This window comes from Nocardioides sp. (assembly GCF_029937575.1).
Lineage (GTDB): Bacteria > Actinomycetota > Actinomycetes > Propionibacteriales > Nocardioidaceae > Nocardioides.
Map to the genome: position 1 here is coordinate 1 of NZ_JAPYPS010000067.1, position 21038 is coordinate 21038.

The 21038-nt window shown below is 70.5% G+C and carries 20 protein-coding genes and 1 pseudogene; 20 read left to right on the top strand and 1 reads right to left on the bottom strand.

The window, feature by feature from the left end:
• The 11 genes and pseudogenes from Q1K33_RS17250 to Q1K33_RS17300 all read left to right on the top strand — a co-directional run.
• A pseudogene (locus Q1K33_RS17250) lies at window positions 1–803 on the top strand (helicase C-terminal domain-containing protein); the annotation flags it as partial.
• 140 nt (window positions 804–943) lie between these two features.
• The gene (locus Q1K33_RS17255; RefSeq protein ID WP_300405980.1) at window positions 944–1564 is read left to right on the top strand and encodes a hypothetical protein; all 621 of its coding nucleotides are present in this window, start codon (window positions 944–946) and stop codon (window positions 1562–1564) included.
• Window positions 1565–1733: 169 nt separating this feature from the next.
• Window positions 1734–3698 (top strand): threonine--tRNA ligase, encoded by a 1965-nt coding sequence (gene thrS, locus Q1K33_RS17260; protein ID WP_300405998.1) that lies wholly within the window; start codon window positions 1734–1736, stop codon window positions 3696–3698.
• A 123-nt stretch (window positions 3699–3821) separates the two neighbouring features.
• Window positions 3822–4283, top strand: coding sequence for a PPOX class F420-dependent oxidoreductase (locus tag Q1K33_RS17265; RefSeq protein ID WP_300405981.1), 462 nt, complete (start codon window positions 3822–3824; stop codon window positions 4281–4283).
• A gap of 124 nt (window positions 4284–4407) precedes the next feature.
• A complete protein-coding gene (locus Q1K33_RS17270; protein ID WP_300405982.1) occupies window positions 4408–5412 on the top strand; it encodes a diiron oxygenase in 1005 nt (334 codons plus the stop codon).
• A gap of 29 nt (window positions 5413–5441) precedes the next feature.
• Entirely contained in the window at window positions 5442–7205 is a 1764-nt protein-coding gene (locus tag Q1K33_RS17275) for an FAD-dependent oxidoreductase (protein ID WP_300405983.1), read from the top strand.
• Between the two features lie 9 nt (window positions 7206–7214).
• Entirely contained in the window at window positions 7215–7919 is a 705-nt protein-coding gene (locus Q1K33_RS17280) for a TetR/AcrR family transcriptional regulator (protein WP_300405984.1), read from the top strand.
• The gene (locus Q1K33_RS17285; RefSeq protein ID WP_300405985.1) at window positions 7916–8458 is read left to right on the top strand and encodes an HIT domain-containing protein; all 543 of its coding nucleotides are present in this window, start codon (window positions 7916–7918) and stop codon (window positions 8456–8458) included. The genes Q1K33_RS17280 and Q1K33_RS17285 overlap by 4 nt, the downstream gene beginning before the upstream one ends.
• A 69-nt stretch (window positions 8459–8527) precedes the next feature.
• Window positions 8528–9205: a phosphatidylinositol phosphate synthase gene (pgsA, locus tag Q1K33_RS17290; RefSeq protein ID WP_300405986.1), complete on the top strand. Its 678-nt coding sequence runs from the start codon at window positions 8528–8530 to the stop codon at window positions 9203–9205.
• A 19-nt stretch (window positions 9206–9224) separates the two neighbouring features.
• Complete coding sequence (gene pdxS, locus Q1K33_RS17295) at window positions 9225–10151, top strand: pyridoxal 5'-phosphate synthase lyase subunit PdxS (protein WP_300405987.1); 927 nt, start codon at window positions 9225–9227, stop codon at window positions 10149–10151.
• A 123-nt stretch (window positions 10152–10274) separates the two neighbouring features.
• Window positions 10275–11768: a carboxylesterase family protein gene (locus tag Q1K33_RS17300; protein ID WP_300405988.1), complete on the top strand. Its 1494-nt coding sequence runs from the start codon at window positions 10275–10277 to the stop codon at window positions 11766–11768.
• Here the strand turns inward: Q1K33_RS17300 and Q1K33_RS17305 are convergent.
• Entirely contained in the window at window positions 11746–12567 is an 822-nt protein-coding gene (locus Q1K33_RS17305) for a hypothetical protein (RefSeq protein WP_300405989.1), read from the bottom strand. The two genes, Q1K33_RS17300 and Q1K33_RS17305, sit on opposite strands and share 23 nt — an antisense overlap.
• Window positions 12568–12786: 219 nt before the next feature.
• Between Q1K33_RS17305 and pdxT the strand changes: the two genes are divergently transcribed.
• The 9 genes from pdxT (at window position 12787) to Q1K33_RS17350 (ending at window position 20864) form a co-directional block, all read left to right on the top strand.
• Window positions 12787–13395, top strand: a complete 609-nt coding sequence (gene pdxT, locus Q1K33_RS17310) for a pyridoxal 5'-phosphate synthase glutaminase subunit PdxT (protein WP_300405990.1) — start codon at window positions 12787–12789, stop codon at window positions 13393–13395.
• Between the two features lie 58 nt (window positions 13396–13453).
• Window positions 13454–14221, top strand: a complete 768-nt coding sequence (locus Q1K33_RS17315) for a YebC/PmpR family DNA-binding transcriptional regulator (protein ID WP_300405991.1) — start codon at window positions 13454–13456, stop codon at window positions 14219–14221.
• 198 nt (window positions 14222–14419) lie between these two features.
• A complete protein-coding gene (gene ruvC, locus Q1K33_RS17320; RefSeq protein ID WP_300405992.1) occupies window positions 14420–14932 on the top strand; it encodes a crossover junction endodeoxyribonuclease RuvC in 513 nt (170 codons plus the stop codon).
• Entirely contained in the window at window positions 14929–15531 is a 603-nt protein-coding gene (gene ruvA, locus Q1K33_RS17325; protein WP_300405993.1) for a Holliday junction branch migration protein RuvA, read from the top strand. The genes ruvC and ruvA overlap by 4 nt, the downstream gene beginning before the upstream one ends.
• A 14-nt stretch (window positions 15532–15545) precedes the next feature.
• Window positions 15546–16658 carry a Holliday junction branch migration DNA helicase RuvB gene (ruvB, locus tag Q1K33_RS17330; RefSeq protein ID WP_300405994.1) on the top strand — a complete coding sequence of 371 codons (1113 nt, stop codon included), beginning with the start codon at window positions 15546–15548 and terminating at the stop codon, window positions 16656–16658.
• A 183-nt stretch (window positions 16659–16841) separates the two neighbouring features.
• Complete coding sequence (gene yajC, locus Q1K33_RS17335; protein ID WP_300405995.1) at window positions 16842–17174, top strand: preprotein translocase subunit YajC; 333 nt, start codon at window positions 16842–16844, stop codon at window positions 17172–17174.
• 1 nt (window position 17175) lies between these two features.
• Window positions 17176–19023 carry a protein translocase subunit SecD gene (gene secD, locus Q1K33_RS17340; protein ID WP_300405996.1) on the top strand — a complete coding sequence of 616 codons (1848 nt, stop codon included), beginning with the start codon at window positions 17176–17178 and terminating at the stop codon, window positions 19021–19023.
• Window positions 19023–20294, top strand: coding sequence for a protein translocase subunit SecF (secF, locus tag Q1K33_RS17345; RefSeq protein ID WP_300405997.1), 1272 nt, complete (start codon window positions 19023–19025; stop codon window positions 20292–20294). Before secD ends, secF begins: the two co-directional genes overlap by 1 nt.
• A 30-nt stretch (window positions 20295–20324) precedes the next feature.
• Entirely contained in the window at window positions 20325–20864 is a 540-nt protein-coding gene (locus tag Q1K33_RS17350; RefSeq protein ID WP_300405999.1) for an adenine phosphoribosyltransferase, read from the top strand.
• Window positions 20865–21038 lie beyond the last annotated feature (174 nt).

The following is a 21038-nucleotide window of genomic DNA, read 5'->3' on the forward strand; positions in this document are numbered from 1 at the left end:
GCGCCGACCTCAAGCTGGTGCGCGGCTGGCTCGCCGACGACCGGCCGCCGGCGATGCTGCATCGTGCCGCGCCGTGGGGGCCGGTGCCGATCTCCGGGATGCCGGTGGCGCTGACGCCGGGGGAGCGGGGCGCCTACGAGGCCGAGTGGGGCGAGTTCTGTCGGGAGATGGACATCGCGCGCCACGGACGCAACGTCGCGAAGGGCCGGGCCGCGCTGCTGCGCTTCCGGCAGAAGGCCGGACTGATCCGGGTCGACTCGACGGTCGCGTGGATCGCCCAACAGGTCCAGGCCGAGCGACAGGTGGCGTGCTCGGTCGAGTTCGTCGCAACCGCCGCCGACCCCATCGCCGAGCGGCTGCGCGACCTGGGCGTCGAGGTGGCCACGATCTACGGCCGTGACCGGTTCGACGTCGAGGCCGAGCGGCTCCGGTTCCAGACCGGGCAGGCGAAGGTCTGCGTCTTCACCACCGTCGCCTCGATCAGCCTGCACGCCGGCGAGACGCTCCCCGGCGGCCGCCAGGCCAGCACCGAGCCCCGGGTAGGCGTCTTCCACCAGGCCCGCTTCTCGGGCATCGCCGCGCGTCAGGTGACCGGTCGCACCCACCGCGACCACCAGGTCTCCCCGTGGCACATCGCGTACGCCGAGGACACGGTCGAGGCACAGGTCGGCAAGATCATGGTGGAGCGGATCGCCGCAGCCTCCGACACCGTAGGAAGCGACACCGCCGGCCTCGCCGACCTCGCTCAACTCCTCGGTGCCGACTGGCTGCCGCCCACGACCTTGACCGAGGACGGCACCTGACCGAGGTCCAGATCGGGACGGGCGTCAGTGACGGTGTCGTACCGCCGCCGAGGAGCCACCGAGCTCTGACAAGCGCCGTGCGATCTCAACGTCACGGTCGACTCTTCCGCCCGGTGCCCTGTCAGTGGTAAGCCACGCTCATGCATCGCACTCTGTTCGGGGTCACCACCCTCGCTCTCGTCGCGCCGGCCTTCGTGGCCGCCACCACCACGTCGGCTGCTGCTGACCCCTCCGCTGGTCTCGACGACGGCGCCCATGTCTGGCGTGCGGCCTCCGCCAAGGGACCGCGCCTCGTCCGGCCGGCCAAGATCGGGCAGGCGAAGATCGGGATGACCGTCGAGGAGGCCATGGCCACCGGCGAGTTCAAGCAGGACGTCCCCAACCCGCCCTGTGACCCGATCAAGCTGCAGCCCACCAAGAGCTACCGGACGCAGTACGTCGTGTCCGTGGCCGACGACCGCATCGTCGAGATGAACGCCACCGGCGATGACATGGCGACGCCCACCGGCACCCGCATCTACTCGACGTACCGCCGGATCGAGCGTGACTACGGCGCGGCACTCTCCAAGCCGCGCGAGGTCGGCTACGGGCAGTGGGGCGTCTACCTGCACCGGGGGAAGAAGGGGCCGAACCGTCGGTGGATCGGCTTCCTCTTCGGCGAGGCCCTCGTCGAGGACGGCGCCCTGGGACGCAACGACATCATGACCCTCATGGGCGTGACGAAGGGAAAGCGGCCACCGCTGATGCTCGACGGCTGCTGAGGGTCCGGGGGCCAGGGGCGGTACGACGAAACCGGGGCGCGTTCGGCGCCGGGCGGTCGATACCATCGCGACGTCCGGCATCCGTCGGGCATCGAGCTGGATCGACCAGCAGCCAACCTCCTGAGGAGCCCCCGTGTCCGAGATCAAGGTCGTCCGAGTCCACGCCGACGTGCGTCAGGACCAGACGGTCACGACGGGCACCAAGGCGTGGGAGCTGTTCGCCGAGGACACCGACGTGATCGCGGCACGCGTGGGGGAGGGCGAGGGGAGCAGCCTCAAGGACCTGGCCTACGAGCTGGCCGACGGTGACGTCGTCGCCTCCGTCGAGATCCACAGCCCCGACGGCCACGACATCCTGCGCCACTCCACCGCGCACGTGATGGCCCAGGCCGTGCAGGACCTGTTCCCCGACGCCAAGCTCGGCATCGGCCCGCCGATCACCGACGGCTTCTACTACGACTTCGACGTCGCGACCCCCTTCGTGCCGGAGGACCTCGACAAGATCGAGACCCGGATGCGCAAGATCATCAAGGAGGGCCAGCGCTTCTCGCGCCGCGTCACCACCGATGCCGACGCGCTGTCCGAGCTCGCCGACGAGCCCTACAAGATCGAGCTGATCGGTCTCAAGGGCGGTGCCGGCGTCGAGGATGCCGCCGAGGGGGCGAGCGTTGAGGTCGGCGCCGGCGAGCTGACCATCTACGACAACATCAATCGCAAGGGCGAGGCTGCCTGGTCCGACCTGTGCCGCGGCCCGCACCTGCCGACCACCAAGCGGATCCCGGCCTTCAAGCTGATGCGCTCGGCCGCGGCCTACTGGCGCGGCGACGAGAAGAACAAGCAGCTCCAGCGCATCTACGGCACCGCCTGGGAGACCAAGGAGGCCCTCGAGGCGCATCTGCACCGCCTCGAGGAGGCCGAGAAGCGCGACCACCGCAAGCTCGGCCGCGACCTCGACCTCTTCAGCTTCCCCGACGAGATCGGCTCCGGCCTGCCGGTCTTCCACCCCAAGGGCGGGGTGATCAAGCGGGAGATGGAGGACTACGTCCGCCAGCGCCACATCGAGGAGGGCTTCGACTACGTCGGCACCCCGCACATCTCGAAGGAGGGCACGTTCCACCTCTCGGGTCACCTGCCCTACTACGCCGACGGCATGTTCCCCCCGATGGAGTTCGAGGGCGCCAACTACTACCTCAAGGCGATGAACTGCCCGATGCACAACCTGATCTTCAGGTCGCGCGGGCGGTCCTACCGCGAGCTGCCGCTGCGGCTCTTCGAGTTCGGCCACGTCTACCGCTACGAGAAGTCCGGCGTCATCCACGGCCTGACCCGGGTGCGCGGTTTCGCCCAGGACGACTCCCACTCCTACGTGACCCCCGAGCAGGCGCCCGGCGAGATCAAGCACCTGCTGGACTTCGTCCTCGGGCTGCTCCGCGACTTCGGCCTCGACGACTTCTACCTCGAGCTCTCGACGCGCGACGACTCCAAGCCCGACAAGTTCGTCGGCTCGCAGGAGCAGTGGGACAACGCCACCGACGTGCTGCGTACGGCGTGCGAGGAGTCCGGTCTCGAGCTGGTCCCGGACCCCGGCGGCGCGGCCTTCTACGGCCCCAAGGTCTCGGTCCAGGCCAAGGACGCCATCGGCCGCACCTGGCAGATGTCCACGATCCAGTACGACTTCAACCAGCCCGAGGGCTTCGACCTCCAGTACCAGGCAGCCGACGGCTCGCGCCAGCAGCCGGTGATGATCCACTCCGCCAAGTTCGGCTCGATCGAGCGCTTCCTCGGGGTGCTCGTGGAGCACTACGCCGGCGCGTTCCCTCCGTGGCTCGCCCCGGTCCAGGTCCAGGCGATCCCGGTCGCCGACGCCTTCAGCGACTACCTGTACGACGTCGCACGCCGGATGAAGCTGCAGGGCCTGCGGGTGGAGGTCGACGACTCCGACGACCGGATGCAGAAGAAGATCCGCAACGCCCAGCTGCAGAAGGTGCCGTTCATGATGATCGCCGGCGCCGACGACGTCGCTGCCGGTGCGGTCTCCTTCCGCTACCGCGACGGGCGCCAGGACAACGGCGTCCCGATCGACGAGGCGATCGCCCGCGTCACCGCGGCAGTGGCGACCCGCGAGCAGGTCTAGTCGGGCAAGCGGCCGGGCGCGGGCGTCTCGCGTCCGCTCGCCTGCCGGCTACTCGACGATCGAGGGTGGGCCGGCTGCTCGACGAGCGGCGGCGCCCGACCGGGCGTGTGCTGAAGTGGAGCCATGGCCAAGACGATCGCAACCACCACCACCGTCGACCTCGAGGGACTGCTCGAGTTCGTCCGACCGCGCCACCGGATGATCCTCACCACGCAGCGCCAGGACGGCACGCCGCAGATGTCGCCGGTGACCGGGGGAGTCGACCAGGAGGGGCGGATCGTCATCTCCACCTACCCCGAGCGGGCCAAGGCCTCCAACGCGCGTCGGCACGCGGGTGTCAGCGTGATGGTGCTGGGCCAGGAGTTCAACGACGCGTGGGTGCAGGTCGACGGCGAGTGCGAGGTGATCGACATGCCGGAGGCGGTCGAGCCTCTCGTCGACTACTTCCGCTGCATCTCCGGCGAGCACTCCGACTGGGACGAGTACCGCCAGGCGATGCGCGACCAGGGCAAGTCCTTGCTGCGGATCACGCCCACCCGCTGGGGGCCGATCGCGACGGGTGGGTTCCCGGCGCGCCTGGCCTGATCACCGGCCGGCTCGGCCGCCGCACAAGTTACTGAGACGTAATGTCGCGCATACCCTTTACATGTCACATGGCGTCGCATTAACGTCGTCATCGTTGACCACCCAACGGTGAGAGGTTCACGCGATGACGAGCACGATCGGCCACGACCAGGACACCCGCGACGCTCTGGCAGCCCCCTTCCAGACCTACGAGCAGCGCCTCAAGACGCTCTCGGAGGCTTCCGTCGAGCAGCACTTCGACGCGTTCGCCGACATCGACTGGGACCACCCCGACTTCGCGATCGACCCGACCGACGAGCGCTGGATCCTGCCGGAGGCCGACGTGCTCGGCCGGCATCCCTGGTACCAGGCGCTGCCCCAGGACGAGCAGATCAGGATCGGGCTCTACCGCCAGGCCAACATCACCAAGGTCGGCCTGCAGTTCGAGCAGATCCTGATCGCCGGACTGATGAACTACGCCTTCTCGCTGCCCAACGGCTCCGCGGAGTTCCGCTACTCCACGCACGAGGCGACCGAGGAGTGCCACCACACCCAGATGTTCCAGGAGTTCGTCAACCGCTCCGGGCAGGACGTCGGTGGCGGCTCGGGCATCTTCCGCGCGGTCAGCCCGATCCTCCCGCTCGCGGCGCGGATCATGCCGTTCGGCTTCTTCTTCGGCGTGCTCGCCGGCGAGGAGCCGATCGACCACGTGCAGAAGACGATCCTGCGCGCCGGCGACGACATGCACCCGCTGCTGCAGCGGATCATGCAGATCCACGTCGCCGAGGAGGCGCGTCACATCGGCTTCGCCCACCAGTACCTCCAGCACAAGGCCCCGCGGCTCAAGCGTCACGAGCGTGCCGTGCTGTCGGTCGCCGTACCGCTCATCATGCGCTGGCTCTGCGACGAGATCGTGGTGCCGACCAAGAAGGCGCAGCGCGACATGGGGCTCCCCAAGTCGGTCGTCAAGGAGCTCTACTGGGACAACGCGGAGTCGCGGAAGTTCCTGCGCGACCTGTTCGGCGACGTCCGGATGCTCGCCGAGGAGACCGGCATGATGAACAAGGTCTCGCGCCGGGTGTGGAAGCTGATGAAGATCGACGGCCCCACCTCGCGCTTCCGCAGTCAGCCGGCCTCCGCGGCCGCCTGAGCTGCGACCCGGAAGTCAGAGGGACAGCGGTGACGTACGTCGTCACGCAGTCGTGCTGCGCCGACGCCTCGTGCGTCATCGCGTGCCCGGTCAACTGCATCCACCCGGCGCCGGGCGAACCCGGGTTCACGACCGCCGAGATGCTGTACGTCGACGCCAACTCCTGCGTCGGCTGCGGAGCCTGCGCCACGGCGTGCCCGGTGGAGGCGATCAAGCCCGACAGCACCCTCACCCCCGACGAGCAGCCGTTCCTGGCGATCAACGCCGAGTACTACGAGTGCTTCCCGCACCAGCCGCGCCCGCCGCTGGCGATCGTCCCCCAGCAGCGACGCCTCGCCCACCAGGGATCGTTCCGGGTGGCGGTGATCGGCGCCGGCCCGGCCGGTCTCTACACCGCCGACGACCTGCTCACCCACCCCGAGATCAGCGTCGACGTCTACGACCGCCTGCCCACGCCGTACGGACTGGTGCGCGCAGGAGTGGCGCCGGACCACCAGCACACCAAGGCCGTCGAGAAGCTCTTCCGCCAGATCGAGGAGCAGCCGAGCTTCCGGTACTTCCTCGGGGTCGACGTCGGTCGTGACGTCAGCCTCGCCGAGCTCGAGGAGCACTACGACGCCGTCGTCTACACGGTCGGCGCCAGCGCTGATCGTCAGCTCGGGATCCCCGGCGAGGACCTCGTCGGCTCGATGTCGGCCACCGACCTCGTCGGCTGGTACAACGGCCACCCCGACAAGCAGGACCTCCTCGTCGACCTCGGCACCGAGCGCGTCGTCGTCGTCGGCAACGGCAACGTGGCCCTCGACGTGGCCAGGATCCTGACCGCCGACCCCGTCGCGCTCGAGGTCACCGACATCGCCGCCCTGCCCTGGGCGGCGCTCTCGCGCAGCAGGGTGCGCGAGGTCGTCGTGCTCGGACGGCGCGGCCCGGCCGAGGCCGCCTTCACGGTGCCCGAGCTCGTCGGGCTCTGCGGCCTCGCCGAGGCCGGCGTGATCGACGTGGTCGTCCGAGCCGGACCGGGTGGCGACCTCGACGCGGTCGACGGCGACGACATTCGCACCCGCCTGCTCAAGGACCTGGCCGCCCGCCCGCGCACGCCGGGTCGCCGTACGGTCGTCCTGCGCTTCCTCACCGCACCCGTCCGGCTGCTCGGCGACGACCGGGTCACCGGCATCGAGGTCACCGGCACCCGCCTCGAGCAGGGTGCCGACGGCCGCGCCGTTGCCGTCCCGACGGGGGAGACCGAGGTCATCGAGACCGGGCTGGTCCTGCGCGCGGTGGGCTACCGAGGACTGCCCGTGACCGACCTGCCGTACGACGAGGTGACCGGCGTGGTGCCCCACGACCGGGGCCGCGTCCGCCCGGGGCTGTACGTCGCCGGCTGGGTCAAGCGCGGACCGACGGGCTTCATCGGCAGCAACAAGGGGTGCGCCCAGGAGACGGTCGCGCGGATCCTCGACGACCTGGACTCCGGGGCGACCACCGGCCGCGACGCCGACGAGGAGGCGATCGTGGCGCTGGTGTCCGGGCGCAGCCCCCAGGTCCTCGGCCTGGACGGGTGGCGGGCCATCGACGCCGAGGAGCGCAGACGCGGCGAGCGACGCGGGAGGCCTCGGGCCAAGCTCGTCGAGGTGAGCGAGATGCTGCGGGTCGCACACTCGGCGCGAGGCGTCGACGTCAAGCGCCCCGGGGTGACGCCTCCGCCGGGGGAGCGGGCTGGCAGTACCTCACCCCCGCGGCGCGGCTACCCTTCGGTCACACGGCTCCGACGGGGGCTCCAACGGCGAGGGTGAGGCGGTGAGATGGCTCAGGACGGCCGGCAGGCGCGCTGGGACGCCCACAACCAGCAGCGACGCCTGAGCATCCTCGACGCGGCCCTCGAGGTCATCGAGTCCGAGCCCGTGGGGGCGGAGTTCCACGTGCAGCAGATCGCGGAGCGTGCCGGGCTCAACCGCACGGTGGTCTACCGGCACTTCGCCGACCGCTCCGACCTGGACACCGCGATCCGGACCCACATCATCGCCTCGCTGACCGAGCAGCTGACCCCCGTGGTCTCCCTCGAGGGGACGATCAACGAGATCATCGGCCGGATCATCCGGACCTACGTCGACTGGACCGAGGCCCACGTCGCGTTGCACGCGTTCGCGGTCCAGGAGACCGGAGGGCCGTTCCAGCAGGGCATCGACCAGATCGCGACCATGCTCGGAGACCTGCTCTCCCTGGCGATCGCGCTGCTCGGCGCCGAGCTCAGCGAGGACGAGAAGGCACTGGTCGACCCGCTCGCCTACGGGCTGGTCGGCGCGGCCCTCGGCGCCGTCGGTCGCTGGCTGGCCCGCGACGTCCGCGAGCCCTCGGCCGAACGGATCTCCGAGCTGCTGTCCATGTCGATCTGGAACCTCCTCGACGGTCACGCCAAGCGTCTCGGCGTCGTCCTCGACCCGGACCTGCCCCTGGCCGACGTGTTCGCCGGCGGTGCGCCCGGGGCCGTCCCCGGGTCCTCGTCGTGAGCGACGACGCCGTGCGCCAGGACGGGATCGGCGAGCCCGACGACCTCGACCGCCTCTGGACGCCACACCGGATGGCCTACATCCGTGGCGAGTCCAAGCCCGCCGACGCGAGCGCCGGTCAGTGCCCGTTCTGCCGGATCCCGACCCTCGACGACGCCGACGGGCTCGTCGTACGGCGTGGTCGGCTGGCGTTCGCCGTGCTCAACCTCTACCCCTACGCGCCGGGGCACCTGATGGTGTGCCCCTATCGCCACCTGGCCGACTACACCGAGACGACCGCCGAGGAGGCGATCGAGATCGGCGAGCTGACCAAGCAGGCGATGCACACCGTGCGGGCGGTCTCGGGTGCGCGCGGCTTCAACCTGGGGATGAACCAGGGTGAGGTCGCCGGGGCCGGCATCGCGGCGCACCTGCACCAGCACGTCGTGCCCCGCTGGCCGGGTGACCAGAACTTCATGCCCATCATCGGGCGCACCAAGACGCTGCCCGAGCTGCTCACCGAGACCCGCGACCTGTTCGCGGGCGCCTGGGTCGACTGAGGTCGACCCTCAGCCGGCTGCCGCCTCAGAAGTGGGCCGATCCCACCCGGGACCGGTAGCGTCCGCGGCATGTTGGACAGGTTCAAGGGCTTCTGGCAGGGCGTCGTGCTCATGCCCTTCGTCAAGCTCTTCATCAAGTGGGGTGTCAGCCCCGACACCGTCACGTTCGTCGGCACTGTCGGTGTGGCCGCGGGCGCGCTGATCTTCTTCCCGATGGGGGAGCTGCTCATCGGTGTCCTGTTCATCACCGCCTTCGTGTTCAGCGACCTGATCGACGGCAAGATGGCCCGCGAGCTCGACCGTCGCTCGACGTTCGGCTCGTTCTGGGACTCGACGCTCGACCGGATCGGCGACGGGGCGATCTTCGGTGGCCTGGCCCTCTACTTCGCCAACACCAACGAGGGCGACTCCTACCTCTACCTGTGCCTGACGCTGTACTGCCTGGTGATGGGATCGGTGACCTCCTACGCGCGGGCCAAGGCGGAGTCACTGGGCCTGGACGCCAAGGGCGGTCTGGCCGAGCGGGCAGACCGGCTCGTCTCGATCCTGGTGATGACGGGGCTCGGGGCGCTTCTCGACCTGCCGATCCTGATGTACCTGACCCTGTGGGTGCTGGCCTTCGCCAACACCTACACGGTGATCTTCCGCGTCAACAAGGTACGTCGCCAGGCGCTCGCCGCCGATGCGGCGCGGGACGCCGCGGAGGCCGCGGGTCGGGGCGGTCCCGATGCGCCCCCGACCGCCTGAGCGCCGTAGCATCAGCGCCATGAACGACCTCACCGCCGACAACGCCGAGACCCCCCTGACCAGCAGCGCCACGGGCACCACCCGCGTCAAGCGCGGCATGGCCGAGATGCTCAAGGGTGGCGTCATCATGGACGTCGTCACCGCCGAGCAGGCCAAGATCGCCGAGGACGCCGGCGCGGTGGCGGTGATGGCCCTCGAGCGGGTGCCGGCCGACATCCGCGCCCAGGGCGGCGTGTCCCGGATGAGCGACCCCGACATGATCGACTCCATCATCTCCGCGGTCTCGATCCCGGTGATGGCCAAGGCCCGGATCGGTCACTTCGCCGAGGCGCAGGTGCTGCAGAGCCTGGGCGTCGACTACATCGACGAGTCCGAGGTCCTGACCCCGGCCGACTACGCCAACCACATCGACAAGTGGGCCTACACCGTCCCGTTCGTGTGTGGTGCGACCAACCTGGGTGAGGCGCTGCGACGGATCACCGAGGGCGCGGCGATGATCCGCTCCAAGGGCGAGGCCGGGACCGGTGACGTGTCCAACGCGGTCACCCACATGCGCACCATCCTGGGCGAGATCCGCCGGCTGTCCTCGCGCTCGGCCGACGAGCTCTACGTCGCCGCGAAGGAGCTGCAGGCGCCGTACGACCTGGTGGCCGAGGTGGCAGCGTCGGGCAAACTGCCCGTGGTCCTGTTCACCGCCGGCGGCATCGCGACGCCCGCGGACGCGGCGATGATGATGCAGCTCGGCGCCGAGGGTGTCTTCGTGGGCTCGGGCATCTTCAAGTCCGGCAACCCCGCCCAGCGGGCCGAGGCGATCGTGAAGGCGACCACGTTCTTCGACGACGCCGACATGGTCGCGAAGGTCTCGCGCGGTCTCGGCGAGGCCATGGTCGGGATCAACGTCGACGAGATCCCCCAGCCGCACCGCTTGGCCGAGCGGGGCTGGTAGCCGCTCGCGGCTTCCGCCCACGCCTCGACCCTCCCCGTCATCATCCCCGTCATCGGCGACGCACTGCGTCGGCTCCGTCGGCGCGAGCCCGTCCCCAGCACCGTCGTCGCGGCGGTGGTGGCCGTGGTGCTCACCCTCGTCGTGGTGGCCGGCGTGCTCCTGGTCACCGGACCGGGGTCCGGGCCCAGCTCATCGGGCGAACCCCTGGTGGTGGACACCGAGCAGGGCAGCCTGCGGGGAGTGGACGAGCAGGGCGTGCGGACCTGGCGCGGCATCCCGTACGCCGCCGCGCCGGTCGGCGACCTGCGGTGGCGCCCCCCGGCGCAGGCCCCCACGTGGGAGGGGGAGCGGGTCGCGGAGAGCTTCGGTGCGCCGTGCCTGCAGCCGGCCGGCTACCGGTACGGCGACCGTGACCTGAGGCCGCGTCGGACGAGCTCCGAGGACTGCCTCTACCTCAACGTCACCAGCGCGTACGGCGACGAGGACGCCGAGACCGATCCGTCGCGGCCGGTGATCGTGTGGCTGCACGGGGGAGGTCTCTTCGAGGGCAACGGCTCGCTCGTCGATCCCACGGTGCTCGCCGAGCACGGCACCGTCGTGGTGACGGTCAACTACCGGCTCGGGCTGCTTGGCTTCTTCGCCCACCCGTCCCTCGACCAGGACGTCGCCAACTTCGCGCTCCTCGATCAGATCGCCGCCCTCGAGTGGGTGCGCGACAACATCGCCGGTTTCGGCGGCGACCCCGACAACGTGACGGTGATGGGGGGCTCGGCCGGCGCGATCAGCGTCAACGCGCTGATGGTCGCCCCGGCAGCCGACGGGCTCTTCGACCGGGCGATCTCCCAGTCGGCGCCCGGTGACAGCGCCGCGCGCACCCTGCGTGACGTACGGCGTCAGGGGGCGCGGGTCTTCCGTGGCCTGAGCGCGGGCGACCTGCAGGCGCTGCCGCCCGAGGAGCTGCTGTCCTCCACGTTCAACGTGCTGCTCGGGGACGCTCCGGTCGTCGACAGCGTGCTGCCCGAGCGGGTCGTCGACGCCTTCGCCGCGGGCCGGGAGGCGCCGGTGCCGTACCTGGTCGGGACCACGTCGGGGGAGTTCTCCGACGGTGACTTCCGGGCCTCGGGCAGCAACCCGACCCGCATCCGCTCCCGGCTGGGCGGTGCTGACCACGACGCGCTCGTGGCGGCGTACGGCCGTCCTGCGTTCCGTGAGTTCGTGCTGGACGACCTCGTCTTCCACGCGCCGGCAGTCTCGCTGGCGCTCGAGCACGCCGAACGAGCCCCGACCTACCGCTACCGCTTCGGCCCGGAGCCCGACGGCTCCACCCACGGGGCCGAGGTGCCCTACGTCTTCGGCTCCGAGGTCCGCCCGGGCGGGCAGGCGTTGGCCGAGGCGATGGTCGACTACTGGGTCGCCTTCGCCCGCACCGGAGAGCCCGAGGTGGAGGGCCTGCCGACGTGGCCGCGGGCGGCCGGTACGTCGTACCTCGACCTCGGCACGGGCGGTCCGCGGCCCGTCGAGCGCGACCCCTGGACCCGTCGCCTGCGCGCGCTCTACGACACCGTGCCGTTGCAGCTGCCGGAGAGCCTCCGCATCAGCGGAGCTCGGGGCAGGTGAGCCCGACGCGCTCGGCCGTGGTCAACCGGTCGTAGTCGCCGACGAGGTCGATGGTGCGACCGTCGGGCGGGTCGGTGTCGAGGTAGGCGCGGAAGTCGTACTGGTCCTGCGTCCAGTAGAGCTGCGGCTCGCCCCCGTCGGCGATCGTGTAGGTCCCCGAAGCGGCGCCCATCAGGCCGATGAGCTCGGACGGTGACATCTCGAGCTCGAGGTCGCACCACACGGCGAGCCATCGCCGGGGATCGTCGGAGTCGGCCTCGGCCGGGTCCGGCGGTTCGGATGTGCCGCTTCGGGCAACGGATTCCTCGACCAGCCAACGGGTGCTCTGCTGGATCATCCGGACCGTCTGGTCCTCGCCGGGGAAGTCGACGGCCAGGAGGGCGTCCTCGTCGGTGAGCTGGGTGACCTCGATGTCCGACGGGTCGTACTCGCGGTCGGGCTGCTCCCACAGGACCGCCACGAAGTCGGTGCAGGGGTCACCGAGGCGGGCGCGCTTCAGCAGGATCGCCTCGTAGCGCAGGTCGATCGTCAGCTGCGGTGCGTGGCGAGCGCAGGCCGCTCGGGCGTCCTGGGTGTCGAGCGCGGCCAGCCAGGCCCGGTACGCCGTCACCGCCGGTGGCTCCGCCTCGGGGGAGGAGCTCTCGCGCGGGCCTGCGGACGCCGAGGTGCTCGGCGTCGTGCTGATCTCGGCCAGGGGAGTGGGCGACGCATCCTCCCCGCAGGCGGTGAGGACGGCCAGCAGGAGCGCGAGGGCGGGGACGAGTGGGGCCACGGTGCGCGGCGATCGGGAGCGAGGCACGGGTCCACTCTGCCGGGCTCGCCCGAGGTTGTGGATTCCTTGAGGATCTCCGCCCCTCTCCTGGGGTCGCGGCCCAGGACGGGTGCGGACCCACCGTCAGGTGCTCCCCACCACAGCAACTCATCCGGAGGACAGACACCGTCGGACAGCATCTCCCGGGCGCCTCGGGGTTCAGCTACTCCTGCTGAGCTCATCGGACCCTGCTTCTAGGGTGAAGGGATGACAGCGACCATCGGCGTGCTCGCGCTCCAGGGCGACGTCCGCGAGCACGTCGCGGCCCTCGCCCGCCTCGGCGTCACGGCGACCGCCGTACGGCGTCCTGCCGAGCTGGCGGCCGTCGACGGTCTCGTCCTGCCGGGCGGGGAGTCGACGACGATGGCCAAGCTCGCTCGCACCTTCGACCTGATCGAGCCGCTGCGGCAGCGGATCAAGGACGGGATGCCCGCCCTGGGCACGTGTGCGGGGATGATCCTGCTCGCCGACCGGATCGAGGACGGTGCCGTCGGCCAGGAGTCGATCGGCGGGCTCGACATCACCGTGAGGCGCAACGCGTTCGGCCGCCAGGTCGACTCCTTCGAGGGGGACGTGGACGTGGTCGGCCTGGACGCTCCGGTGCACGGGATCTTCATCCGCGCACCCTGGGTGGAGTCGGTCGGCGGAGGAGTCGAGGTCCTCGCGCGGGTCGGCTCCGACGCCGAGCCGGAGGCGGTGGGTAGGATCGTCGCGGTCCGGCAGGGACCGCTGATGGCGACGTCGTTCCATCCCGAGGTGGGCGGCGACGCGCGGGTGCACGGCTTGTTCGTGGACCTCGTCCGCCAGCACGCGTGACCCGCGCCGACTCACCGTCCCAGCGCAGCACAGGCGTAGAGCAACAGAAGAGGTAGGCATGTCCGGGCACTCCAAGTGGGCGACCACGAAGCACAAGAAGGCCGCGATCGACGCCAAGCGCGGCAAGATGTTCGCCAAGCTGATCAAGAACATCGAGGTCGCGGCGCGGATGGGCGGGGGAGACATCTCCGGCAACCCCACGCTCTACGACGCGATCCAGAAGGCCAAGAAGTCCTCGGTCCCCAACGACAACATCGACCGCGCGGTCAAGCGCGGCTCGGGCGCGGAGACCGGCGGCGCCGAGTACTCCACGATCATGTACGAGGGCTACGGCCCGGCCGGCGTCGCGATGCTCATCGAGTGCCTGACCGACAACAAGAACCGCGCCGCCATGGAGGTCCGCACCGCCATGACCCGCAACGGCGGGTCGCTGGCGGACCCCGGCTCGGTGTCCTTCCTCTTCAACCGCAAGGGCGTCGTCGTGGTGCCCAGCGAGCAGGAGGGACGCACGATCTCCGAGGACGACCTGCTCGAGGCGACGCTCGAGGCCGGCGCCGACGACGTCAACGACCTGGGGGAGACCTTCGAGGTCGTCTCGGAGTCGACCGACCTGGTCGCCGTACGCACCGCTCTCCAGGCCGCCGGCATCGACTACGACTCCGCCGAGGCGTCGTTCGTCCCGGACAACAAGATCGAGCTCGACGCCGACTCGGCCGGCAAGCTCTTCCGCCTCATCGACGTGCTCGAGGACCTCGACGACGTGCAGAACCTCTTCGCCAACTACGACGTGACCGACGAGGTCATGGCGCAGGTCGACGCGGACTAGGGCGGGTCGGTAGGCGCCGCATTCACCGGCCGGCCGGTGAATGCGGCGCTTGGACGCTGTTTGAACATCGGCCAAGCGCCTGATTCACCGGCCAGCCGGTGAACGGGACTTCACGCACCCCCGCGTGTCGGCCCCGGCCGAGGCGCACGTCCGCGTTAGCGTGTTCTCCGAACATCTGTTCTAACGGAGGGGTACGGCGTGCGCGTGCTCGGCATCGACCCGGGACTGACCCGGTGCGGGATGGGCGTGGTCGACGGCAGCGTCGGGCGGCCGCTGACGCTGGTCGACGTCAACGTCATCCGTACCTCCTCCGACCTTCCGGTCGCCCAGCGGCTCGTCACCATCGAGAAGGGCATCGACGCCTGGATCGAGGAGCACCGGCCCGACGCGGTCGCGGTCGAGCGGGTCTTCGCCCGCTCCGACGTCAGCACGGTGATGGGCACCGCCCAGGCCAGCGGGATCGCGCTGGTCTGCGCGGCTCGGCGCGGGCTGCCGGTCGCCCTGCACACCCCCAGCGAGGTCAAGGCCGCCGTCACCGGCAGCGGCCGGGCCGACAAGGCGCAGGTGGGCGCGATGATCACCCGGATCCTGCGCCTCGACAAGCCGCCCAAGCCGGCCGACGCCGCCGACGCACTCGCGCTGGCCATCACCCACATCTGGCGCGGCGGAGCCCAGGCGCGCCTCGAAGCAGCAGTCAGGAGAGCCCGATGATCGCGTTCGTGAGCGGCAAGGTCGCCGAGGTGTCGTTGTCCAGCGCCGTCCTCGAGGTGGGCGGCGTCGGCCTGGAGCTGATGTGCACCCCGGGCACCCTCGCGACCCTGCGCCAGGGGCAGCCCGCCACGCTGCCGACGAGCATGGTGGTGCGCGAGGACTCCCTGACGCTCTTCGGGTTCGTCGACGACGACGAGAAGACGATGTTCGAGCTCGTCCAGACCGCCTCCGGCGTGGGCCCGAAGGTCGCCCAGGCGATCACCGCCGTGCTCAGCCCCGACGACCTTCGGCGCGCGATCGCCGGCGACGACGTCAAGACCCTCACCCGCGTTCCGGGCATCGGGCAGAAGGGCGCTCAACGGATCATCCTCGAGCTCAAGGACCGCATCGGTGCCCCGACCGGCGGTCGTACGGCGGCTGCCGCGACGCCGGCCCCCGAGGAGGCCTGGCGCGACCAGGTCCACGGGGGGCTGGTCGGCCTGGGCTGGTCGACCAAGGAGGCCGACAAGGCAGTCGATGCCGTCGCACCCGACGCCGGCCCCACGCCGGATGTCGGAGCCTTGCTCCGAGCCGCGCTGCGCACCCTCTCGAAGGCCTGAGCGGAGACCGAACGATGCCGCACGACGAGTACGACGTACAGCACGACGTGGACCCCCTCGACCCCCTCGACCCGCTGTCGCGGGCCGAGGACGACCACCTCCGCTCCCTGACGGCCGCCGAGGCCGAGGGCGACGAGCGCGCGATCGAGGCCGCCCTGCGACCGCGCACGCTCGACGAGGTCGTCGGTCAGGCACGCGTGCGCGAGCAGCTCGGCCTGGTCCTCGAGGCGGCCAGGTTGCGCGACCGCGCACCCGACCACGTGCTGCTGTCCGGCCCGCCGGGACTCGGCAAGACGACGCTGGCGATGATCATCGCCGCGGAGATGTCCGCGCCGCTGCGACTGACGAGCGGCCCGGCGATCACCCACGCCGGCGACCTGGCCGCGATCCTGTCGGGCCTCAACGAGGGCGACGTGCTCTTCGTCGACGAGATCCACCGGATGTCGCGTCCGGCCGAGGAGATGCTCTACCTCGCCATGGAGGACTTCCGCGTGGACGTCGTGATCGGCAAGGGCCCGGGCGCGACCGCCATCCCGCTCGAGATCCCGCCCTTCACCCTCGTCGGGGCGACGACACGCGCCGGCCTGCTCCCCGGGCCGCTGCGCGACCGCTTCGGCTACACCGGCCACCTCGAGTTCTACGACCCCGCCGAGCTCGACCTCATCGTGCACCGCTCGGCCGGCCTGCTCGGGGTCGAGCTCACCGCCGAGGGAGCCGCCGAGATCGCCTCGCGTTCGCGAGGGACCCCTCGCATCGCCAACCGGCTGCTGCGCCGGGTGCGTGACTACGCCCAGGTGCGTGCCGACGGGGTGGTCACCCTCGAGGTCGCCCACGCCACCCTCGACCTGTACGAGGTCGATCCGCTGGGTCTCGACCGTCTCGACCGCGGGGTCATCGACGTGCTGTGCCGACGCTTCGGGGGTGGCCCCGTCGGGGTCTCCACGCTGGCGGTGGCCGTGGGGGAGGAGCGCGAGACCGTCGAGGAGGTAGCCGAGCCCTTCCTCGTGCGCCTCGGCTTCCTCGCCCGTACCCCGCGAGGTCGGATCGCCACCCCGGCCGCGTGGGCCCACCTGGGCCTGAGCGCACCCCGCGAGGGCGACGAGGGAACTCTGTTCGAGTCCCAGTAGTTGGGTCAGGCAACAGCACCGCTACCGCGTCACCGTCGGAGGCGGACCGGCACCCCGGGATTGGTCGGCACGACTACCCCCATGGCTACACTGGCCCGTCGGTCGGCATACCGCCCGACATGGAGTGCTGTGCTGCTCCGGCGTCACGTGCGCTCCCACACTCGATGTTGAGAGGTCTTCTTCGTGGACTGGCTTGCCCAGCTGTTGTTCTTCGCTGCCATCGCCGCCGTTTTCTGGCTGCTGCTGATCCGGCCCAACGTTCGTCGTCAGCGCCAGACCGCCGCCATGCAGGAGGCCCTTCAGGTCGGTGACCAGATCATGCTGACCTCGGGCTTCTTCGGGACCCTGGTGTCCCTCGACGAGGACCGTGTGCAGGTCGAGATCGCCCCCGGTACGACGGTCACCGTCGCGCGCGGCGCGGTCGGCAGCGTCGTACCCCCGGCGGGCACGGAGACCGAGACGGATCAGACTGGCTCAGACGCGGTCGAGACCGCTCGGGACTCGGAGGACAACTGACATGGCCAGCAAGCAGCAGCGACCAGGGCGCACCCTGGTCGTCTTCTTCCTCGGAGTGGGGATCGCCTTCGGGCTCGTCGCCCTGACCGGCACCTGGTCGCCCCAGCTCGGCCTCGACCTCGAGGGCGGCACCCGGATCACGCTCCAGGCCAAGGGCAACCCGTCCCAGGACAGCCTCGACGAGGCCCGCAACATCATCGACAACCGGGTCAACGGCTCCGGTGTCGCCGAGGCGGCCGTCTCCACCCAGGGCGGCGGCATCATCTCGGTCGAGATCCCCGGCGACCAGCGCCGCGACCTCATCGACACCGTGGAGCGCCAGGCGCAGCTGCGCTTCCGGCTCGTGGCGTGCTCCGACCTCAACCCGTGCATCGCGCAGAGCGGCGTCACCGACCCCGGCCAGATCACGCCGGAGATCGAGATCCCGACCGAGGCCACGGACGCTCCGTCGGCCAGCGCCAACGGCAACCGCAACGGCGGCAACGGCAACGGCAACGGCGGCAACGGGGGCAACGGGGCAAACCCGCGCGTCGCGCCCGGCTTCGCCCTCGACGGCACGGCGACGCCGACCGACGAGCCCACCGATGACGCCACCGACGAGCCCACCGACGCACCGACCGACGAGCCCACCGACTCCCCGACGGACGACGGCACCCTCACCGAGGACTTCGACAACTCCGCCGTGGCCGACCTGGACGAGGAGATCGCGTTCATGCGCGGGGGCTACACGCAGGAGGACGTCGACCTCTTCAACGCCTACGTGTGTGACGACCAGGGGATCCTGCTCGACGCACAGACGGGCGAGGCTGCCAACCTTCCCGACGACCCGCTGAAGCCGCTGGTGGCGTGCTCGCCGCCCGAGGAGGGCAGCGGCACCGCCGATGACCCCGGCCAGCCCTCGTTCAAGTACCTGCTCTCCCAGGCGATCATCCAGGGCACCGACCTCGACGACGCCGGCTTCGGGATCCCGCAGGGACAGGTCGGCTACGCCGTCACGCTCGACATCGGCGGTGACGGACGCCAGGTCTTCTCCGACGCCTCGAGCAAGCTGACGCTCGACGTCGAGCAGTTCGCCATCGTGCTCGACGGCCAGGTCATCTCGGCCCCGACCTTCAACGGCCGGATCCCCGACGGCTCGGCTCAGATCAGCGGCAACTTCACCGAGACCGAGGCCGAGAGCCTCTCCACCAGCCTGAAGTTCGGCGCGCTGCCGATCTCCTTCGAGGAGCCCAGCAGCGACACGATCGGGCCCTCGCTCGCCGGCGACCAGCTCCGCGCCGGCCTCACCGCCGGGGGCATCGGACTCGCGCTGGTGATGCTGTACTGCCTGCTCTACTACCGCGGCCTGGGGACGGTGGTCATCGCCTCCCTGGGGGTCGCGGCAGCGATCACCTACGCGATGGTGCTGCTGCTGAGTGAGACGGCCGGCTTCACGCTGACGCTGCCGGGGGTCGCGGGACTGATCATCGCGGTCGGCATCACCGCCGACTCCTTCATCATCCTCTTCGAGCGCATCCGCGACGAGATGCGTGACGGCAAGTCGATGCGGGTCGCGGTCGAGTCGGGCTGGGTCCGGGCCCGCAACACAGCCCTGGCCGCCGACGCGGTCTCGCTGCTGGCCGCCGTGGTGCTGTACCTGTTCGCCTCCGGCGTGGTCAAGGGCTTCGCGTTCGCGCTCGGCCTGACCACGCTGATCGACCTCGTGGTCTTCTTCTACTTCACCAAGCCGATGGTGTCCTACCTGGCGCGGTACTCGTTCTTCAACAAGGGCCACCGGCTCTCGGGACTCAGCGCTGCGACGCTGGGCACCGACGTGGCGCCGGCCGTGCCCGCAGGAGGTAAGGCCTGATGGGCAAGTTCTCCCGGCTGGGCAACGACCTCTACGCGGGTCGACGCTCCTACGACTTCATCGGCCGCCGCGCGGTGTTCTACGTCGTCTCGGCGATCCTCGTGCTCTGCGCCGTCGGGCTCGTGGGGGGCAAGGGCCTCAACTTCGGCATCGAGTTCACCGGCGGCACGCAGTTCGCGGTCAACCTGCCCGCCGACCAGGTCACCCAGGACAACGCCGAGGAGCTGCGCGAGACCGTGGCCGACGCCGGCATCGAGACCGGTGACCCGATCGTCACGACCGAGGGCGACAGCCGCCTCATCGTGCAGGTCCAGGAGCTGGACCAGGCCGACACCGACACGTTGATCGGCGTGATCGCCGACGCCCAGGGGATCGCGCCCGAGGACGCCAGCAACGACATCAGCGTGTCCGCCATCGGCGCCAGCCTCGGTGCCCAGCTGGCCCAGCGGGCTGCCATCGGGGTCGGGGTCTTCCTCTTCCTGGTGGTGCTGTTCATCTGGGCCTACTCGCGCGAGTGGAAGATGTCGGTCGCGGCCCTGATGGCGTTGTTCCACGACATCGTGATCACGGTAGGGATCTACGCGCTGTCGGGGTTCTCGGTCACTCCTGCAGCGGTCACCGGATTCCTCGCGATCCTCGGCTTCTCGCTCTACGACACCGTCGTCGTCTTCGACAAGGTCCGCGAGAACACCGCCAACCTCCGCAGCAAGCGCACCACCTACGGCGAGGCCGCCAACCTGGCGGTCAACCAGACGCTGGTGCGCTCGGTGAACACCTCGGTCGTGGCCCTGATCCCGATCGGCGCCATCCTCTACGTCAGTGCGGTCCAGCTCGGCTCGAGCTCCCTGCAGGACCTCGCCCTGGTGCAGTTCGTCGGCATGGGGGTCGGCGTCTACTCCTCGGTCTTCCTGGCCCCGCGCATCCTGGTGCACCTCAAGTCCAACGAGGACGACGTCAAGCTCGCCGAGAAGCGCGCCAAGGCGCGCGCCCGCGCTGCTGCGGACCCGTACGCCTCGGTCCCCAACTTCACCGAGGACATGCCGATCGGTGCCGGGAGCGACGAGGGCGTCGACCCGGAGGACGACGAGGAGCACGACGAGTACGAGTCGGGGGAGCCGGACGAGGACGAGCCGACCCGTTCGTCGTCGACGCGCTCGGAGGCGATGGGCTCCGGTCGCGTGGCCCCTCCGGCACGCGGACCGATGGGGCAGAGCAACAGCTCGGGCCGGGTCCAGCCCTCGCGCCGGACCAAGTCGCAGCGCAAGAAGTAGGTCTCGGTGTCGGCGCCTGACGTGCAGCCCCTGGAGTCCGCTGCGGCGGCGATCGGACGTCTGGTCGTCGACGTCCCCGACTATCCTGAGCCCGGGGTCGTCTTCAAGGACATCATGCCGCTGCTGGCAGACCCCCAGGGTCTCGCCGCGGTCGTCGTCGCCCTGGCCTCGGCGGGACGCGACGAGCGCGGTGACGTGGTCGTCGACAAGGTCGTCGGCATGGAGGCCCGCGGGTTCATCCTTGCCGCGCCGGTCGCCCTGGCCCTGGGCGTCGGCTTCGTGCCGGTCCGCAAGGCCGGCAAGCTGCCGCGCGACACCCACGCCGTCTCCTACGCCCTGGAGTACGGCGAGGCGACCCTCGAGATGCAGCGCGACTCGCTGATCGACGGGGATCGGGTGCTGCTGGTCGACGACGTCCTCGCCACGGGCGGCACGGCGGCCGCGACCCGCGATCTCGTCGCCGCGTGCGGAGGCTCGGTGAGCGGCCTGGCCGTGCTGATGGAGCTCTCGTTCCTCCCCGGCCGCGCGACGTTCGGTGACGTTCCGATCACGTCTGTCGTGGTTGCTTGAGCCGAGCCTCGCCCCGGTCCCTAGACTGACCAGATGAGCGAGGAGCGCACGCCCGCAACGCCGCGGGTCCGCGCAGCAGCGACCCGGTCCGAGGCCCCCGGAGCCGCACCGGACAGCGGTGGCCCCACCGACGGTGCCGGCGCCGCCGGGCGCGGGATGCGGGCAAGGCTGGCC

Coding starts and splice junctions, on each gene's coding strand:
- pgsA (WP_300405986.1), top strand. CDS start 8,528: ATGTTGGACAGGTTCAAGGGCTTCTGGCAGGGCGTCGTGCTCATGCCC.
- ruvB (WP_300405994.1), top strand. CDS start 15,546: ATGCCGCACGACGAGTACGACGTACAGCACGACGTGGACCCCCTCGAC.
- pdxT (WP_300405990.1), top strand. CDS start 12,787: ATGACAGCGACCATCGGCGTGCTCGCGCTCCAGGGCGACGTCCGCGAG.
- Q1K33_RS17265 (WP_300405981.1), top strand. CDS start 3,822: ATGGCCAAGACGATCGCAACCACCACCACCGTCGACCTCGAGGGACTG.
- Q1K33_RS17270 (WP_300405982.1), top strand. CDS start 4,408: ATGACGAGCACGATCGGCCACGACCAGGACACCCGCGACGCTCTGGCA.
- Q1K33_RS17255 (WP_300405980.1), top strand. CDS start 944: ATGCATCGCACTCTGTTCGGGGTCACCACCCTCGCTCTCGTCGCGCCG.
- Q1K33_RS17315 (WP_300405991.1), top strand. CDS start 13,454: ATGTCCGGGCACTCCAAGTGGGCGACCACGAAGCACAAGAAGGCCGCG.
- pdxS (WP_300405987.1), top strand. CDS start 9,225: ATGAACGACCTCACCGCCGACAACGCCGAGACCCCCCTGACCAGCAGC.
- secF (WP_300405997.1), top strand. CDS start 19,023: ATGGGCAAGTTCTCCCGGCTGGGCAACGACCTCTACGCGGGTCGACGC.
- ruvA (WP_300405993.1), top strand. CDS start 14,929: ATGATCGCGTTCGTGAGCGGCAAGGTCGCCGAGGTGTCGTTGTCCAGC.
- Q1K33_RS17280 (WP_300405984.1), top strand. CDS start 7,215: ATGGCTCAGGACGGCCGGCAGGCGCGCTGGGACGCCCACAACCAGCAG.
- secD (WP_300405996.1), top strand. CDS start 17,176: ATGGCCAGCAAGCAGCAGCGACCAGGGCGCACCCTGGTCGTCTTCTTC.